Origin of the sequence: Stenotrophomonas sp. GD03958 (assembly GCF_029839005.1) — a bacterium.
GTDB classification, from domain to species: Bacteria; Pseudomonadota; Gammaproteobacteria; order Xanthomonadales; family Xanthomonadaceae; genus Stenotrophomonas; species Stenotrophomonas hibiscicola.
On the sequence record NZ_JAOBZT010000043.1, the window covers coordinates 1 to 16,672 of the forward strand.

15 protein-coding genes are annotated in these 16,672 nt (G+C 66.7%); 8 read left to right on the plus strand and 7 right to left on the minus strand.

From position 1 onward, the window contains the following. The coding region (locus N5C25_RS13145) for a hypothetical protein (RefSeq protein ID WP_279937076.1) at positions 1–479 on the plus strand (479 nt) is incomplete at its 5' end. A 46-nt stretch (positions 480–525) separates the two neighbouring features. Beyond that, positions 526–1,581: a suppressor of fused domain protein gene (locus tag N5C25_RS13150; protein WP_279937077.1), complete on the plus strand. Its 1,056-nt coding sequence runs from the start codon at positions 526–528 to the stop codon at positions 1,579–1,581. Positions 1,582–1,669: 88 nt separating this feature from the next. Here N5C25_RS13150 and N5C25_RS13155 read toward each other — a convergent pair whose 3' ends face one another. The 5 genes from N5C25_RS13155 to N5C25_RS13175 all read right to left on the minus strand — a co-directional run bounded on the left by N5C25_RS13155 (position 1,670) and on the right by N5C25_RS13175 (position 7,120). After that, positions 1,670–2,281, minus strand: coding sequence for a glutathione S-transferase N-terminal domain-containing protein (locus N5C25_RS13155; RefSeq protein WP_019659563.1), 612 nt, complete (start codon positions 2,279–2,281; stop codon positions 1,670–1,672). A gap of 84 nt (positions 2,282–2,365) precedes the next feature. Next, positions 2,366–2,824 carry a cell wall hydrolase gene (locus N5C25_RS13160; RefSeq protein WP_004154513.1) on the minus strand — a complete coding sequence of 153 codons (459 nt, stop codon included), beginning with the start codon at positions 2,822–2,824 and terminating at the stop codon, positions 2,366–2,368. 299 nt (positions 2,825–3,123) lie between these two features. Continuing rightward, complete coding sequence (locus N5C25_RS13165; protein ID WP_058980341.1) at positions 3,124–5,154, minus strand: NADPH-dependent 2,4-dienoyl-CoA reductase; 2,031 nt, start codon at positions 5,152–5,154, stop codon at positions 3,124–3,126. Positions 5,155–5,297: 143 nt separating this feature from the next. Further along, on the minus strand, positions 5,298–5,927 hold the full coding sequence (locus N5C25_RS13170; protein ID WP_279937078.1) for a hypothetical protein: 630 nt from the start codon (positions 5,925–5,927) through the stop codon (positions 5,298–5,300). A gap of 173 nt (positions 5,928–6,100) precedes the next feature. Beyond that, positions 6,101–7,120: a zinc-binding alcohol dehydrogenase family protein gene (locus N5C25_RS13175; protein WP_279937079.1), complete on the minus strand. Its 1,020-nt coding sequence runs from the start codon at positions 7,118–7,120 to the stop codon at positions 6,101–6,103. 357 nt (positions 7,121–7,477) lie between these two features. Between N5C25_RS13175 and N5C25_RS13180 the strand changes: the two genes are divergently transcribed. The 4 genes from N5C25_RS13180 (at position 7,478) to N5C25_RS13195 (ending at position 10,546) form a co-directional block, all read left to right on the plus strand. Next, positions 7,478–8,569, plus strand: coding sequence for an OmpA family protein (locus tag N5C25_RS13180; RefSeq protein WP_019659558.1), 1,092 nt, complete (start codon positions 7,478–7,480; stop codon positions 8,567–8,569). 220 nt (positions 8,570–8,789) lie between these two features. Then, the gene (locus N5C25_RS13185) at positions 8,790–9,296 is read left to right on the plus strand and encodes a hypothetical protein (RefSeq protein ID WP_014646073.1); all 507 of its coding nucleotides are present in this window, start codon (positions 8,790–8,792) and stop codon (positions 9,294–9,296) included. A gap of 20 nt (positions 9,297–9,316) precedes the next feature. Further along, positions 9,317–10,126: a pseudouridine synthase gene (locus N5C25_RS13190; protein ID WP_019659557.1), complete on the plus strand. Its 810-nt coding sequence runs from the start codon at positions 9,317–9,319 to the stop codon at positions 10,124–10,126. An 84-nt stretch (positions 10,127–10,210) separates the two neighbouring features. Continuing rightward, positions 10,211–10,546 carry a hypothetical protein gene (locus N5C25_RS13195; protein ID WP_019659556.1) on the plus strand — a complete coding sequence of 112 codons (336 nt, stop codon included), beginning with the start codon at positions 10,211–10,213 and terminating at the stop codon, positions 10,544–10,546. Positions 10,547–10,664: 118 nt separating this feature from the next. On the opposite strand, the gene kbl is transcribed toward N5C25_RS13195, so the two are convergent. Continuing rightward, complete coding sequence (gene kbl, locus N5C25_RS13200; protein ID WP_021202257.1) at positions 10,665–11,873, minus strand: glycine C-acetyltransferase; 1,209 nt, start codon at positions 11,871–11,873, stop codon at positions 10,665–10,667. A 201-nt stretch (positions 11,874–12,074) separates the two neighbouring features. Between kbl and N5C25_RS13205 the strand changes: the two genes are divergently transcribed. Continuing rightward, entirely contained in the window at positions 12,075–12,770 is a 696-nt protein-coding gene (locus tag N5C25_RS13205; protein ID WP_279937080.1) for a TorF family putative porin, read from the plus strand. A 132-nt stretch (positions 12,771–12,902) separates the two neighbouring features. On the opposite strand, the gene tdh is transcribed toward N5C25_RS13205, so the two are convergent. Beyond that, on the minus strand, positions 12,903–13,925 hold the full coding sequence (gene tdh / locus N5C25_RS13210; protein WP_026346966.1) for an L-threonine 3-dehydrogenase: 1,023 nt from the start codon (positions 13,923–13,925) through the stop codon (positions 12,903–12,905). 478 nt (positions 13,926–14,403) lie between these two features. On the opposite strand from tdh, the gene N5C25_RS13215 reads away from it, so the two are divergent. Then, entirely contained in the window at positions 14,404–16,566 is a 2,163-nt protein-coding gene (locus N5C25_RS13215; protein WP_279937081.1) for a S46 family peptidase, read from the plus strand. The last annotated feature ends 106 nt before the right edge of the window (positions 16,567–16,672 follow it).

Genomic DNA, 16,672 nt, shown 5'->3' on the forward strand with positions numbered 1-16,672 from the left:
CTGCTGGCCGTCAGGAAATCGAAGACCGTGGCCGGCGCCTGCCGGCGGCACTGCGCTCGATCCTGCTGATGGTCGATGGCCGTCGCGACGACACTGAACTGCGCGGCCTGTTGGAAGGCCTGCGCGCGCCTGCCGATGCGCTGGAGCAGCTGGCCGCGCAGGGACTGATCGAAGTGATCGGCGGAAGTGCAGAGGTCGTGCCGGCGCGTGGCATCAGCACCGGTCGCGAACAGGACCCGGCGCTGTACCAGCAGCTGTACGACGCGATGAGCGATGCGGTGCGGCGCCATCTGGGCCTGAAGGGCTACTTCATGCAGTTGAAGATCGAACGCTGCACCGATGCGCTGGCGCTGGAACGCCTGTGCCCGGAACTGCTGGCAGCGGTGGGCAAGGCGCGCAGCCCGGCGCTGGCACAGCGCTGGTGGCAGGAAACTCAGGCCGCCGTGGTCAAGGGTGGTGGTGAGGTCGTGCAGGCCTGAGCCACCGCGTAAAGTGATCGGTTCACTTCCCCACAAGGAGTCCCGCGTGCAGGACGACCACGACGACACCGATACCCCCGGCTGGGACGCGATCAATGCGGCGCTGGCGCCGCTGTATGCCGGGCAGGAGCCACGTCACTTCGGCACCGCGCTTCCGTACACGCTCGGTGGCCAGGATCCGCTCGATGGCATCAGCGTGTACTGGGCGGATGCGCCGGTACCCCACTGGCACTACGTGACTTACGGCTTCTCCGAGCTGTATGCCAAGGAGAGCAGTGATGCCGCCACCAGCGGCTATGGTTTCGAGCTGACGTTCCGTCTCGCCGCCGAAGCCGCTGAGAACGCCGACAGCACGCCGCCGGTGTGGCCGATGAACCTGCTGCAGAACCTGGCGCGTTATGTGTTCGCCAGCGGCAACGTGTTCGAGGATGGCCACCATCTGAATGCCAACGGCCCGATCGCGCTGGAGACCGACACGCGGCTGTGCCATCTGGCGTTCATTGCCGACCCGCAGTTGCCGGCACGCGACACCGCCAATGGCCACCTGCAGTTCCTGCAGCTGGTCGGGCTGACCGATGAGGAGATGGAAGCGGTCAAGCGCTGGTCCACGCGCGGCGTGCTGCAGGTACTGCAGCCGGCAATGCCACTGTGGATCAGCGACCTGCACCGCGGCAACCTGCTGGAGGACCAGGCGCTTGCCGCGCAGGTGCGGGAAGGCAGCGAGCGCGAGGGCTCCAGCACCGGCATGCTGTTCATCGAGACGTTGGACTGGCGGCAGGAGGCGGGCGTCACCACGCTGGTGCTCGGCGCCGGCCAGGTGGCCAGCGTGTGCGAGCTGCTGCCCTTGCGCCTGCGCCACGGCAGATCGCTGGAACTGGTCAGCCGCGAGCGGCAGTGGGAGTTCGTCGCGAACGGGGGCGGTGAAGCGGCGGACGTATCCGCCGACAGCGCGCGCTGGTCACTGGACGAGGCGGGCCTGCAGGCCCTGGCAGGGGTGCGCGCCGAGCGCGGGGTTTACCCGCTGGCGGGGGCGCTGCGCATCGAAGTGGTGCCGACCTACCTGCGCGATGCCAACGGTGAAGTGATCCGCCAGATCGGTTGACCACGCCCTGGCATATCGGCCCCCGCCTGCGCAGGGCAGAGGGGTCAGGCCCGTCCGACACGCGAACGGCTCTGACCCCGGGTCATGGTCAGGCCAGCCCTTCGGCCTTCAATGCGGCCTGCACGCCGGCATCGGCATCCATGCGCGCCTTGTAGGCGGCCAGGTTGTCCAGGCCCGACAGGTCGACCTTGGTACCGGCGGCCCAGCGCAGGGTGATGTAGAAGTACGGGTCGGCGAAGCTGCGGAAGCCGGCCAGCCACGGCTTGTCGGCCAGCTGCCTGTCGGCGGTCTCGAACAGGCCACGCAGGCGCTTGTGCGCGGCGGCGCGGATCGCATCGAACTGGCTCTCGTCGGCGATGAACTTGCCCGGCGCGAACAGCGGCGAGAACGCCGGATGCACGTCGGAATTGACGAAGGCCAGCCAGCGGGTGGCTTCGGCGCGCTGGCGCGGGCTGCCGTCACCGCCGAGGCCGGCCTGCGGGAAGCGATCGGCGATATAGCCCATGATCGCGGCGTTCTGCAGCAGCACGAAGTCGCCGTCGACCAGCGCGGGCACCGCGCCGGCCGGATTGATCTTGAGGAATTCCGGACCCTTCAGGGTGTCCTTGTTCAGCAGTTCAACCTCGAACGGCTGGCCGGTCCACTGCAGGGCGATGTGGTCGGCGGTGGAACAGGCACCGGGCTTGCTGTACAGCTTCATGGGAACTCCAGGTGATGCGGGCGGGAAACGCCCACTATCCCAGAGCCTGCCGGCAGGCGGCAACGCTGCCGCCGGCACGGATCGTTACGACTGCCGCGGCTTGAGGTTCTGCACCTTATAGAAGGTGTGATCGCCGATGGTGGCCACCTGGTAGGCATTGCGCCAGTTCGGGCTGGCGATGGACAGCGCGGCGAAGTGGCTGGCACCGGGCACGATCTCGCGGCGCTCGCCGGCCGGCAGCGCCCAGTTGCGCTCGGCGTCGAAGGCCACGTTCATTGCCTCGCTCCAGGCCGCGTCGTTGCCCAGCTGGGTGCCGGGGGAGACGATGGTCGGTGCGAACTGCTTGCGCGCGGTGACGACCTGGCACATCGAGTCGCCCCACAGGCCGCTGTCAAGGCGACGCAGGGCGACCTCGGCGACGGCCTGTTGGCCTCGCAGCGTCTGGTCGCGGGCTTCCAGGTAAACGGTGGTGCTCAGACACAGTGAATCAGCGGCCGGCTGCGGCAACAACTGCGACAGCCAGAGAATCCAGGCCAGTTTCATATAACTCCTTGCTCCGTATGGGCCGCACCTTCCGGTTCCGGCCGCGGGGGCGACAGGAGGCGGGGTACGACTTGGCGTCATGGGGAGGCGGCCATCGGGGCCGCCCCGTGGGCAGCCCCAAAAAGAATCGATCAGTACTGATCGGTGGGGCCACGCCAGCTCACCGGAAACTGGCTGGTGAGCGGAAAGATGGCGCAAGGTAGGGGGGCATAGCCGAACCCATCGTGAACCGCCCGGCTTGACATTCAGGTTCCACGGAGGTGACGGAAATCACATTCCGTCCCCCATTCAGGCGCTCATCAGAGCGTGGCGGCCACCCGGCTGCCCTGGTCGATGGCCCGCTTGGCGTCCAGTTCGGCCGCTACATCGGCACCGCCGATCAGCTGCGCGTTGATGCCGGCGGCCTGCAGTTCGGCCTGCAATGCGCGGTTCGGTTCCTGCCCGGCGCAGATCACCACATGGTCTACCGGCAGCAACTGTTCGCTGCCTTCCACGCGGATGCGCAGGCCCTCGTCGTCCACCCCCAGATACTCGACGCCACCGAGCATGCGCACGCCCTTGGCCTTCAGCGTGGCGCGATGGATCCAGCCGGTGGTCTTGCCCAGCCGCGCGCCCGGCTTGCCCGGGCTGCGCTGCAGCAGCCACAAGCGCCGCGGTGACGGCTCGACCTCGGGCCGGCCCAGCGAGCCGCGTGCCTCGAAGCTGGCGTCCACGCCCCATTCGGCCATCCAGCGCTGCGGGTCCAGCGATGGCGACTCGCCAGCGTGGCTGAGGAATTCGCCGACGTCGAAGCCGATGCCGCCGGCGCCGATGATCGCGGCAGTGGCGCCCACTTCGACGCGGCCCAGCAGTACGTCCAGATAACTGACCACCTTGGCGTGGTCGGCGCCGGGGAAGCTGACCTTGCGCGGGGTGATGCCGGTGGCCAGCACCACCTCGTCGAAGCCGGCCAGGCTGGACGCGTCGGCGCGGGTGTTCAGGCGCAGCTGCACGCCGGTTTCGGCCAGCTTGTGGCGGAAATAGCGCAGGGTTTCGTGGAACTCTTCCTTGCCGGGGATGCGCTTGGCCACGTTGAACTGGCCGCCGATCTCATCGTGGGCATCGAACAGGGTGACCTGGTGGCCACGCTGGGCCGCGACAGTGGCACAGGCCAGGCCGGCCGGGCCGGCACCGACCACGGCAACCTTCTTCGGCGCGAGGGTGGGGCGATAGACCAGTTCGGTCTCGTGCGCGGCGCGCGGATTGACCAGGCAGCTGGCCAGCTTGTTCTCGAACACGTGGTCCAGGCAGGCCTGGTTGCAGGCGATGCAGGTATTGATCGCTTCCGCGCGGCCTGCACGGGCCTTGTTGGGCCATTGCGGGTCGGCCAGCAGCGGACGTGCCAGCGACACCATGTCGGCGCCGCCGCCGGCGAGGATGCGTTCGGCGACGTCGGGCATGTTGATGCGGTTGGTCGCCACCAGCGGCAGCGTCACATGCGGTTTCAGTTTGGCGGTGACACCGGCGAAGGCCGCACGCGGCACCGAGGTGGCGATGGTCGGAATGCGCGCCTCGTGCCAGCCGATGCCGGAATTGATGATCGTCGCGCCAGCCGCCTCGATGGCCTGCGCCTGCTGCACGATCTCGTCCCAGTTGCTGCCGTCGTCCACCAGGTCGACCAGCGACAGGCGGTAGATGATGATGAAGTCCGGGCCGCAGGCCTCGCGGATGCGGCGCACGATCTCCACTGCAAAGCGCATGCGTTGGTTGGCGTCGCCACCCCAGCGGTCGGAGCGCTTGTTGGTGCGCGGGGCAATGAACTCGTTGATGAGGTAGCCCTCCGAGCCCATCACCTCCACCCCGTCGTAGCCGGCCTCGCGGGCCAGCTTCGCGCTGCGCGCGTAGTCGGCGATATGCCGCTCGACGCCACTGGCCGACAGCGCGCGCGGGGTGAACGGGTTGATCGGCGCCTTCAGCTTCGACGGTGCCACCGACAGCGGGTGATAGGCATAGCGGCCGGCGTGCAGCAGCTGCAGGCAGATCTTCGCGCCGTGCTGGTGCGCGGCGGCGGTGAGCTGCCGGTGCGGGCGTACCTCCCAGGGCCAGGACAACTTGCCGCCAAAGGGCTTCAGCCAGCCCACCACGTTCGGTGCGAAGCCGCCGGTGACGATCAGGCCTACGCCGCCCTCGGCGCGTTCGGCGAAGTAGGCCGCCAACCTTGGGAAGTCGCGGGCGCGATCTTCCAGTCCGGTGTGCATCGAGCCCATCAGGACGCGGTTGCGCACCTGGGTGAAGCCCAGATCCAGCGGGGCGAACAGATGGGGATAGGCGCTTTCGTTGGCTGGCGACATGGTCGATACGCTTGCGTACGGAAGCGCGAAGCGTGCCGCGAAATGGCGGCCGGGGCAAGGGCCGCTGGATCGCGCCTGCAGCGCTGCCCCCGAACTCGGGGGGGGGGCGGTAGTGCCGGCCGCTGGCCGGCATTCGGGTCAACTCAGGACGATTGTGGTTGTCGGCCTGCGGTCGGCACGACCGGGCGGCGGCCGATCCCGAACCAGCCCAGGGTGACGCCGCACAGCGGGCCGATCAGCAGGGCGAAGGCGAGGGTGCCGAGGCCGACGTTGCCGCCCAGCCACCAGCCCAGCAGCAGCACGCTGCCTTCGATGAGGCTGCGCACCTTCCAGATCGCCCAGCCGGTGCGGGCATGCAGGCCGGTCATGAGGCCATCGCGTGGACCCGGGCCGAGGCGGGCGCCGATGTACAGGCCGGTGGCCAATGCCACCAGCAGCATGCCCGCGCAGAACATCGTCAGTTGCCAGCCAAGGCCGACGGCCGGCGGCAGCAGCCACAGCCCGAACTGCGCGGAGGGACCGATCAGCATCACGTTGAGCACGGTGCCGACGCCCGGCTTCTGCCGCAGCGGCCACCACAGCAGCAGCACCAGTGCGCCGATCACATTGGTGGCCAGGCCAAACGAGAGCGGGGTCTGCGCGGCGATGCCCTGTGACAGCACATCCCACGGCGCCACGCCGATGGCGGCACGGATCATCAGCGAAGCACCAAAGCCGTACAGGAACAGGCCAGTGATCAGTTGCAGCAGGCGCAGGGGCAGGGCGGTGGGCACGGTGGGCTCGGGGGAGAGGAATCTGTTTCCACCGTAATCCCGATTCAGTCACTTCAATAGATACAGATGCCGACCAATCCGCCGCTACAGGCGGAATCTGTAGCGCCGAGCCCATGCTCGGCTGCTTTGCCTGGCACCACCAGCCGAGCATGGGCTCGGCTCTACATGACGCTTCAGTCGTCCCAGCCGACCAGTGCCAGCTTGCCCACCGTGCGTCCGCTGGCCAGGCGCTGATGCGCAATGTCCAGATTTGCCGCATTGATCGTGCCCAGTGACTCACTGAGCGTGCCGCGCAGCTGGCCAGCATCGATCATGCTGGCGGCGCGGCTGAGGATGCGGTGCTGTTCGATGCGGTCGGCGGTGGCAAAGCGCGAGCGCGCGAACATGAATTCCCAGTGGATGCCGATGCACTTGGCCTTGTAGGGATCGCCGATGTGCAGCGGGCCACGTGGCTCGACGATCAGCCCGACATGTCCCTGCGGCGCCAGCAGCTGGCCCAGCTCATCCCAGTACTGGTCGGTGTCGGCCAGGTTGAGTGCGACCTGCACCGCGTCGATGCCGAGCGCATGCACCTGGGCCTGGAGCGGCTGCCGGTGATCGATCACGTGCCGGGCACCCATCTGCCGGCACCAGTCGGCCGAGGCTTCGCGCGACGCAGTGGCGATCACCTCGAAACCCGCATGGCGGGCCAGCTGGATCGCCATCGAGCCGACGCCGCCCGCACCGCCGATCACCAGCAGGTTCTGGCCGGCGTGGCGGCAATCATCCAGCCGCAGGGGCATGCGCTCGAACAGCAGTTCCCAGGCAGTGAGCGTGGTCAGCGGCAGTGCCGCGGCCTCGGCGAAATCCAGCGTGGTGGGTTTGCGCGCGACCAGCCGTTCGTCCACCCATTGGTACTGCGCGTTGCACCCCGGGCGGGTGACATCACCGGCGTAATAGACCTCATCACCGGACGCGAACAGGCTGGCCTCGTCGCCGATCGCCTCCACTACGCCGGCCGCGTCCCAGCCAAGGATGCGAGGTGCCTGGAGCGTGGCTGGATCCGTGCTGGCACGCTGCTTGCCGTCGACCGGGTTGACCGAAATCGCCTCGACCCGCACCAGCAGGTCACGCCCCCGTGGAGGCAGCGGCGGAGGAAGGCGGATATCGCACAGCGCGGGGGCGGACTCACGACTCAGGGCGACGGCTTTCATCACGGCTCCGGCTGGGTTCGTGGTTCCATCATAAGGTTCCTCACCTTTTCGCAGAGACGCTGAACTGCTCATCGCAGCGCGCTGCGCAATGTGTCGTTTCCAACGCCTAAACCCCGTCAAACCCTTGCAGCGTGAGGGTCTTGCGGATTTTCATCATCCTGTATAGGGTTTCAACGTCGGACCGATGGACGGTCGGGCGCAACACTTCACATGTTACGGGACTGTTAACATGGCCTTCACCCGCCTGAGCATAATGTTCGCGGCGGTGGCGTGCTGAATCGGCTGTCGTACATCGACGCACTTGTGCTGGCCCATGCCTCTACCGGTTTCATACCCCCGAAATAGGAGCTGTACTCAATGAACAAGAAGATCCTTACTGCCGCGCTGCTGGGCGGCCTGGCTTTCGCCCAGGCAGCTTCGGCGCAGGAGTTCGATGACCGCTGGTACCTGACCGGTTCGGCCGGCTTCAACTTCCAGGACAGCGACCGTCTGACCAATGATGCTCCGTTCGTGACCCTGGGCCTGGGCAAGTTCATCAGCCCGAACTGGTCGCTGGACGGTGAGCTGAACTATCAGAACCCGAACTTCGATTCGAACAAGGACCTGAACTGGTCGCAGTACGGCGTCTCGCTGGACCTGCGTCGCCACTTCATCAAGGAAGGCCGCGGCTGGAACCCGTACATCGTCGGTGGCCTGGGCTACCAGAAGTCGGAAGAAGAGTACCCGGCGCTGAATGCCAACGGTCCGCGCCAGCGTAAGGACGGCAACGTTGCCGCCAAGCTGGGCGTCGGCCTGCAGACCACCTTCGAAAAGCGCGTTGCTGTCCGCGCCGAAGTGGCTTACCGCGCTGACTTCGACGACCAGAGCGTTGCCGCTCCGAACGAAGACTGGTTCGGTGACGTGCTGGCTTCGGTCGGCGTCGTGATCCCGCTGGGCCCGGCTCCGGTCGCGGCTGCTCCGGCTCCGGCTCCGGTTGCCCCGAGCTGCGCCGATCTGGACGACGACGGTGACGGCGTCAACAACTGCGACGACAAGTGCCCGAACTCGCAGCCGGGTCAGACCATCGGTCCGGACGGTTGCCCGGTGCCGGTCTCCATCGACCTGAAGGGCGTCAACTTCGACTTCGACAAGTCGAACCTGCGTCCGGACGCCGTGGCGATCCTGAGCGAAGCCACCGAGATCCTGAAGCGTTACCCGGATCTGCGCGTTGAAGTTGCCGGTCACACCGACTCGAAGGGTACCGACGCTTACAACCAGAAGCTGTCGGAGCGTCGCGCCACCGCCGTGTACAACTACCTGACCAAGAACGGCGTTGACGCCGGTCGCCTGGTCGGCCCGATCGGCTACGGCGAGAGCCGTCCGATTGCTCCGAACACCAACCCGGATGGTTCGGACAACCCGGAAGGTCGCGCCAAGAACCGTCGTACCGAGCTGAACGTCCAGAACTAAGTTCTGACGCTCTGCCAGTAGGACACAGCAGGACCCGGCTTCGGCCGGGTCTTGTTGTTTCTGCGGCACTCAATCCAGGCATCTGGTGGTCCGCAAGTAACCGTTCGTCGGGTTTTTATCCTTAAAACCAACGAGTTGCCGTATTCATTGAAAGTGGCGCTTGAAAGCTGTCGCGGCATTGCTAAACTCGCCGCGTCCCTTCCTTTCCTGGATGCCCCTCATGCTGCGCTCTGCATCGGCCGCCTTCCTGGCGCTGGCCCTGGTTCCCGCCGCCCACGCTGCGGTCGATTGCTCGGTCAACACCAGCGCCTCGCCGCTGCCGCTGCCGGCCACGACCATCGCGCCGGTGGCCGACGAGCTGTACATCCGTGGCAACCAGCTGGGCATGCCGGCCGGCGTGCTGAGCAGCAACTACGACCCGTCGCAGTCGCTGGACCAGGTGCTGCAGCGGCTGCGCATCGATGGCTGCCAGAACATCGCCAAAGCCATTCCAAGCGCACCGGCGGTGAAGCCGAACGATCCGGCGGCCTACAAGCCGCAGACCGAATTCGACAACACGCCCTGGCGCTTCGACATGAGCCAGAACGGCAAGCGCATGACCGCCGAAGAGTTCGACGCCTGGATGAAGGCGCGCGGTGTGCGTGTGGTCAAGGCGCGTCCGGCCCCGGCCGCCACGCCGGCGGCGGCTGAAGCACCGGCTGAGACCAAGCCGGTCGACAAGAAATAAGCACCGCGGGGAGCAGAGGCTTGCGCACGCGCCGCCCACCTGCTGCCCCCGCTGCCCGCTCCCACGCACCGCGTGGGCGTGCGACTTCCGCTGCCGCTTCCGCCGGTGTCCGCCATGGCCTGGCGCGCGTACTGTCCAAGGCCGGCGTGTGCTCGCGCAGCGAGGCCGCGCGCTGGATTGCCGAGGGCCGCGTGCGGGTGTCCGGCCGGATCGTGCGCGACCCGGAATTTCCGATTGGCCAGCCGGTGCCGCCGATCGAGGTCGATGGCCAGCCCATGGGCGCGCCACAGCGCCTGTACCTGATGCTCAACAAACCGCGCGGGGTAGTGACCACCGCGCAGGACGAGCGCGGCCGCGACACCGTCTACCGCTGTTTCGATGGCGCGGGGCTGCCGTGGATCGCGCCGGTCGGGCGCCTGGACAAGGCCAGTGAAGGGCTGTTGCTGTTCAGCAACGATCCGCAGTGGGCGGCGCGCCTGACCGACCCGCAGACCGGGCCGGACAAGACCTACCACGTGCAGGTTGATGGCCTGCCCGATGACGCCACGCTGGCGGCACTGCGGGCCGGCGTGGAGGACGAGGGCGAGTTCCTCGCCGCCCGTGCCGTGCGCGTACTGCGCAGTGGCGACAAGACCGCATGGCTGGAGGTGGTCCTCGACGAGGGCCGCAATCGCCATATCCGCCGCCTGTTGGCGGCCTTCGACCTGCAGGTGCTGCGCCTGGTCCGGGTCGCGATCGGCGGGCTGCAGCTCGGCGATCTCGGCAAGGGCCAGTGGCGGGTCCTGCAGGTCAGCGACCAGCAGCGGCTGGGGGCCGCTGCACCGGGCTGATCATCGCCCGTGGCCGGCGTTTGCCGGCCGCCGTTCCAGGCGTAGGGGGCGCCTGGCTGTCGAATATCCCGAACGGAGCCTGCCATGTACCACCTGACCCTCAATCAAACCCTGCGCTGCGCAGGCCTGCTGCTGCCGATGGTGCTGCTGAGCGCCTGTGGTGGCCACAAGAAGGTGGCCAAGGCGGAAACGCCGGCCGAGACCCCGGTGGTGGAAGTGAAGACCCCGGAGCTGGATGGTCGCGGCAGTTACCGCTTCCTGATGAGCAACGGCGACAAGAAGATGACCGCCGATGAGTTCGATGCCTGGATGAAGGCCAACGGTATCCGCGTAGCCAAGGGCAATGGCCAGGATGCCGCCGCCAAGCCGGTGGTGGTGGCCAGCAAGGACGAGCCGAAGGGCAAGAAGAAAAAGAAATGACGCGCGTCGCGCGTCATTTCGATAGCGCCGGGCCGTGCCCGGCGAGCGCATGGCGCGGCTTTCGGGAAATCGCCGGGCATGGCCCAGCGCTACCCCTGGGGATCCGACCCCGGTGCGGTCAGCCCTTGACCACGCCCAGTTCGACGCCGATGCGGGTGAATGCATCGATCGCGCGGTCCAGATGCTCGCGGCTGTGCGCGGCGCTGATCTGGGTGCGGATGCGCGCCTGGCCCTTGGGTACCACCGGGAAGAAGAAACCGATCGCGTAGATGCCTTCTTCGAGCAGGCGCTCGGCGAACTTCTGCGCCAGCGGCGCGTCGTACAGCATCACCGGGCTGATCGGATGCACGCCCGGCTTCACGTCGAAACCGGCCGCGGTCATTTTTTCGCGGAAGTAGGCGGTGTTCTCGGCCAGCGTGCTGCGCAGGTCGTCGGCGGCGGCCAGCATTTCGAATGCCTTGATGCCGGCGGCCACCACGTGCGGCGGCAGCGAGTTGGAGAACAGGTACGGGCGCGAGCGCTGGCGCAGCAGTTCGATCACCTCGGCGCTGGCGCAGGTGAAGCCGCCAAGTGCGCCACCCATGGCCTTGCCCAGGGTGCCGGTGATGATGTCGATCTTCTCCAGCACGCCCTTGACCTCGGCCGAACCGCGGCCGGTGGCGCCAAGGAAACCGGTGGCGTGGCATTCGTCGATGTGCACCAGCGCGTTGTACTTCTTCGCCAGTGCGGTGATTTCGTCCAGCGGGGCGATGAAGCCGTCCATCGAGAACACGCCGTCGGTGGTGATCAGCTTGGTCTTGCAGCCGGCGGCATCGGCGGCCTGCAGCTGGGCTTCCAGGTCGGCCATGTCGCAGTTGGCATAGCGGAAACGCTTGGCCTTGCACAGGCGCACGCCGTCGATGATCGACGCATGGTTCAGTGCATCGGAAATGATCGCGTCATTCTCGCCAAGCAGTGGCTCGAACAGGCCGCCATTGGCATCGAAGCAGGCCGCGTACAGGATGGTGTCCTGCTTGCCGAAGAAATCGGCGATCTGCTTCTCCAGCTGCTTGTGCAGGTCCTGGGTGCCGCAGATGAAGCGCACCGACGCCATGCCGAAGCCGTGGCTGTCCAGCGCGTCCTTGGCGGCCTGGATCAGGTCCGGGTGGTCGGCCAGGCCCAGATAGTTGTTGGCACAGAAATTCAGCACCGTGCGGCCGTCGTCGAGGGTGATCTCGGCCGACTGCGGGCTGGTGATGATCCGCTCGGACTTGAACAGGCCCTGGGCGCGGATGGCGTCCAGTTCCTCGGCGTAGTGGCGGGTCAGGGCGGAGGAGGGGTCGGTCATGGCGTGGGCACGGTTCTGAGCGGGGAAACCGCTGATTCTACCGGGCATCGCCGCTTGCCAACCGGCGCAGTTGCGGCATCACCACAGCGGACACATGTTGCATCGCAATAGCAAACGGGTTAAAAAATCGTGAACCGGCGCTGTCCCGCTCCGGCCGCTCCCGCCTTCCGCGCCACGCCACCGCCCCCACCGGAGACGCTCATGAAGCACGCCCGTGCCTGCCTCGCCATTGCCGCTGCCCTGTCCATGGCCGCCCCGTTCACCGCCAGTGCCCAGGAAGACGAATCGCCGTACGGCTGGAACGTCACCGCCGTTTCCGATTACCTGTTCCGTGGTGTCTCACAGACCGACGAAAAGCCGACCCTGCAGGCGGGGTTCACCTACACCTCGCCGGTCGGCCTGTATGCCGGTGTCTGGGGTTCGGGCGTCGACTTCGGTCCGGGCGACCCGAGCACCGAGGTCGACTACCAGATCGGCTATGGCGTTGACGTCACGCCCCGCGTCAATTTCGACGCCCTGCTGAACCGCTACACCTACCTCGGTGCCAGCGAGCTGAACTACAACGAGCTGATCACCACCACCACGCTGGATGAGACCTACAAGCTGACGGTGGCCTACACCAACGATGTCTGGAACAGCAGCACCGATGGCTGGTACTTCGGCCTGGGCGGCAGCTGGGGCCTGCCGAAAGACTTCACCCTGAATGCCAACGTCGGCCGCAGCACCTTCGAGGACGGCATCGCCAAGGACTATACCGACTGGAACGTCGGCGTCGAACGCCAGTTCGGCCTGTTCAACGTCGGCCTCGGCTACTACGGCACCGACGGCAACGGCCGCGACAACTCCGGCAAGCTGGCCCACAGCCGGGTGATGCTGAGCGTGGCCGTCGGCAAGTAACGCCGCAGGCGTTACGGGTAGTGCCGGCCGCTGGCCGGCAACACCAAAGAAAAAGGCGCCCATCGGGCGCCTTTTTCAATTTCAAGGTGTGCCGAGCAAGCTCGGCACCCACCCATCGCGCACGGCGAAGGGTCAATTCCAGCTCAAAACAACCTTGCCGGCCTTGCCTTCTTCCATCAGGTCGAAGCCCTTCTGGAAATCGTCAATCGGCAGCTGGTGGGTCATCACCTTGCCGAGCGGGAAACCGGACAGCACCAGCTGGGTCATCTTGTACCAGGTCTCGTACATCTTGCGGCCGTAGATGCCCTGCACGGTCAGGCCCTTGAAGATGATCTTGTCCCAGTCGCAGCCGGCGCCCTTGGGCATGATGCCGAGCATGGCGATCTTGCCGCCGTGGTACATGCAGTCGAGCATGTCATTGAAAGCGCGCGGGTTGCCGCTCATTTCCAGGCCCACGTCGAAGCCTTCCATGTGCAGTTCCTTCATCACGTCCTTCAGCGACTGGTTGGCCACGTTGACCACGCGGGTAGCGCCCATGTCGGCGGCCAGCTTCAGGCGGAAGTCGTTGACGTCGGTCACCACTACGTTACGCGCGCCGATGTGCTTGCAGATGCCGGCGGCGATGATGCCGATCGGGCCGGCACCGGTGATCAGCACGTCCTCGCCGATCACATCGAATTCCAGCGCACAGTGCGCGGCGTTGCCGTAAGGATCGAAGAACGCGGCCAGCTCCGACGGAATCTGGTCCGGGATCGGCCACAGGTTGCTGGCCGGCATCACCATGTATTCGGCGAACGCGCCGTTGACGTTGACGCCGATGCCGACGGTGTTCGGACACAGGTGCGGGCGGCCGCCCCGGCAGTTGCGGCAATGACCGCAGACGATGTGGCCTTCGGCCGAGACGCGCTGGCCGATCTCATAGCCGGTCACTGCCGAGCCCAGCGCGGCGACGCGGCCGACGAATTCGTGGCCGATGGTCAGGCCCGGCTTGATGGTGCGCTGGCTCCACTCGTCCCACAGGTAGATGTGCAGGTCGGTACCGCAGATCGCGGTCTTCTCCAGCTTGATCAGGACCTCGTTCGGGCCGGGGGTCGGCACAGGAACTTCTTCCAGCCAGATGCCCTTGGCTGCTTCGCGCTTGACCAGGGCCTTCATCGTTTGCTGCGCCATCGGGGTGGAACTCATCAGGGGGAAAGCGCGGATTATAGAGTGCCGCGCGGATTTCCCATGTTGCGCTGCGGGTGCAGTGGCGGAACGAAAGGCGTGCGCCGGCGGGCGTTTCGAACGTACTGCGAACAGCGGCGCCTCCCTGATCCGGGAAAGGGGGCGTGGTCACCCTGGCCGGGACACGCAAAAGCCCATCCATGGTGCTCGATGGCGCCTTGCTCGTGCGCGCTATCCTGCGCACACGGCAAGACCGGGGTTGGGCGTCCTGCCCAACCCGCCAGTCGCATGCGCCCGGCCCATGGCGCCAACGGTCCCGTCCAGGGTGACCACGCCCCCTCTGGACGATTTCCGTGTGCGCGGCCGACGTGCGCGTGGCAGAGCAAGAAGCAGGCCCATGACTTCCGGGGTTCGGGGCGGGGCAGGGCGGCGGGCTACAATCGAGGGTTCCACTACCAGGGGCCGCTCCATGCGCTCGAACCTGCTTGCATTTTCCATCGTCGCCAGCCTCGGGCTGGCCCAGGTCGCCCATGCCGCTGAAGGCATGTGGGTGCCGCAGCAGCTGCCGGAAATCGCCGGCCCGCTGCAGAAGGCCGGCCTGAAGCTGTCCCCGCAGCAGCTGTCCAACCTGACCGGCGACCCGATGGGCGCGGTCGTCGCCCTCGGCGGCTGCACCGCCAGCTTCGTCTCGCCGCAGGGTCTGGTGGTCACCAACCACCATTGCGCGTATGGCGCCATCCAGCTGAATTCGACCGCGCAGAAGAACCTGATCAAGGACGGCTTCAACGCGCCGACCCTGAAGGACGAACTGAGCGCCGGCCCGAACGCCCGCGTGTTCGTGCTCGACCAGATCACCGACGTCACCGCCCAGGCCAAGGCCGCCATCGCCGCCGCCGGCAATGACCCGTTGGCCCGCAGCCGCGCGCTGGACGCCTTCGACAAGGCCCAGGTTGCCGCCTGTGAGGCCGATGCCGGTTTCCGCTGCCGCCTGTACAGCTTCTCCGGCGGCAACACCTACCGCCTGTTCCGCAACATGGAAATCAAGGATGTGCGCCTGGTCTACGCGCCCCCGGGCAGCGTCGGCAAGTTCGGCGGCGACGTCGACAACTGGATGTGGCCACGCCACACCGGCGATTTCTCGTTCTACCGCGCCTACGTTGGCAAGGACGGCAAGCCGGCCGCCTTCGCCGCCGACAACGTGCCGTACCAGCCCAAGCACTTCCTGAAGTTCGCCGACCAGCCGCTGGGCGCCGACGACTTCGTGATGGTGGCCGGCTACCCGGGCCGCACCAACCGCTACGCGCTGGCCGGTGAGTTCAACGAAACCGCCAGCTTCACCTACCCGACCATCGCCAAGCACTACAACGCGGTGCTGAAGCTGATCGCCGACGCCGGCAAGGCCGACGCCGACGTCAAGGTGAAGTACGCCGCCACCGCCGCCAGCATGAACAACGTGGCCAAGAACTACCTGGGCCAGCTGGAAGGCTTCAAGCGCATCGACGCCGCTGGCCAGAAGCAGGCTGAAGAAGCCGCCGTGCTGGCGTGGCTGAAGAAGCAGGGCGCTGCCGGCAAGCCGGCCCTGGCCGCACACGCGCAGCTGCTCAAGCATCTGGATACCAGCAAGGCCACCCGCGAACGTGACCTGTTCGTCGGCCAGTTCAACAACACCTCGGCCGTTGGCGCGGCGATCACCCTGTACCGCCTGTCGATCGAGCGCAGCAAGCCGGATGCCGAACGCGAAGCCGGTTACCAGGAACGCGACCTGACCACCATCGAAGGTGGCCTGAAGCAGATGGATCGTCGCTACGTGGCGAAGATGGACCAGCAGCTGCAGGCCTACTGGCTGGAGCAGTACGTGGCCCTGCCGGCCGCGCAGCGCGACAATGACGTGCTGAACAAGTGGCTGGCCGGCAGCGATGCCGCTGCGGTGAGGTCGCTGGTGGGCAAGCTGTCGGGCACCGAGCTGGGCAGCCTGGACGCACGCCTGAAATGGTTCAAGGCCGACCGCGCCGCGTTTGAGGCCAGCAACGATCCGGCCATCCAGTACGCCGTGGCTGTCATGCCGGCACTGCTGAAGCAGGAAGAGCAGAAGAAGATCCGCGAAGGCGAATCGCTGACCGCGCGCCCGCTGTACCTGCAGGCCGTGGCCGACTACAAGAAGAGCCAGGGTGAGTTCGTCTACCCGGACGCCAACCTGTCGCTGCGCATCACCTTCGGCAACGTCATGGGCTATGGCAAGGACGGCGTGACGTACACCCCGTTCACCACCCTGGAAGGCGTGGCGGCGAAGGAAACCGGTGAGGATCCGTTCGATTCGCCGAAGGCGCTGCTCGATGCGGTCAAGGCCAAGCGTTACGGCGGCCTGGAAGACAAGCGCATCGGTTCGGTGCCGGTGAACTTCCTGTCCAACCTGGACATCACCGGCGGCAACTCGGGTTCGCCGGTGCTGGACGCCAACGGCAAGCTGGTCGGCCTGGCCTTCGATGGCAACTGGGAATCGGTCAGCTCCAACTGGGTGTTCGACCCGGTGATGACCCGCATGATCGCCGTCGACAGCCGCTACATGCAGTGGATCATGCAGGAAGTGGCGCCGGCGCCGCAGTTGCTGAAGGAACTGAACCTGGCCAAATGAGGTTCGCGGTCGCTGGCGGTGCATCCACGCATGGCGTGGATCTACTGCCTGTGCCGGACGGTAGTGCCGGCCGCTGGCCGGCAAACACGACCCGATGGCCGGGAAT

Bases quoted from the DNA above. Each gene is read 5' to 3' on its own strand.
- N5C25_RS13180 (WP_019659558.1), top strand. From the start codon at position 7,478: ATGAACAAGAAGATCCTTACTGCCGCGCTGCTGGGCGGCCTGGCTTTC.
- N5C25_RS13195 (WP_019659556.1), top strand. From the start codon at position 10,211: ATGTACCACCTGACCCTCAATCAAACCCTGCGCTGCGCAGGCCTGCTG.
- N5C25_RS13185 (WP_014646073.1), top strand. From the start codon at position 8,790: ATGCTGCGCTCTGCATCGGCCGCCTTCCTGGCGCTGGCCCTGGTTCCC.
- kbl (WP_021202257.1), bottom strand. From the start codon at position 11,873: ATGACCGACCCCTCCTCCGCCCTGACCCGCCACTACGCCGAGGAACTG.
- N5C25_RS13160 (WP_004154513.1), bottom strand. From the start codon at position 2,824: ATGAAACTGGCCTGGATTCTCTGGCTGTCGCAGTTGTTGCCGCAGCCG.
- N5C25_RS13165 (WP_058980341.1), bottom strand. From the start codon at position 5,154: ATGTCGCCAGCCAACGAAAGCGCCTATCCCCATCTGTTCGCCCCGCTG.
- N5C25_RS13205 (WP_279937080.1), top strand. From the start codon at position 12,075: ATGAAGCACGCCCGTGCCTGCCTCGCCATTGCCGCTGCCCTGTCCATG.
- tdh (WP_026346966.1), bottom strand. From the start codon at position 13,925: ATGAAGGCCCTGGTCAAGCGCGAAGCAGCCAAGGGCATCTGGCTGGAA.
- N5C25_RS13175 (WP_279937079.1), bottom strand. From the start codon at position 7,120: ATGAAAGCCGTCGCCCTGAGTCGTGAGTCCGCCCCCGCGCTGTGCGAT.
- N5C25_RS13215 (WP_279937081.1), top strand. From the start codon at position 14,404: ATGCGCTCGAACCTGCTTGCATTTTCCATCGTCGCCAGCCTCGGGCTG.
- N5C25_RS13155 (WP_019659563.1), bottom strand. From the start codon at position 2,281: ATGAAGCTGTACAGCAAGCCCGGTGCCTGTTCCACCGCCGACCACATC.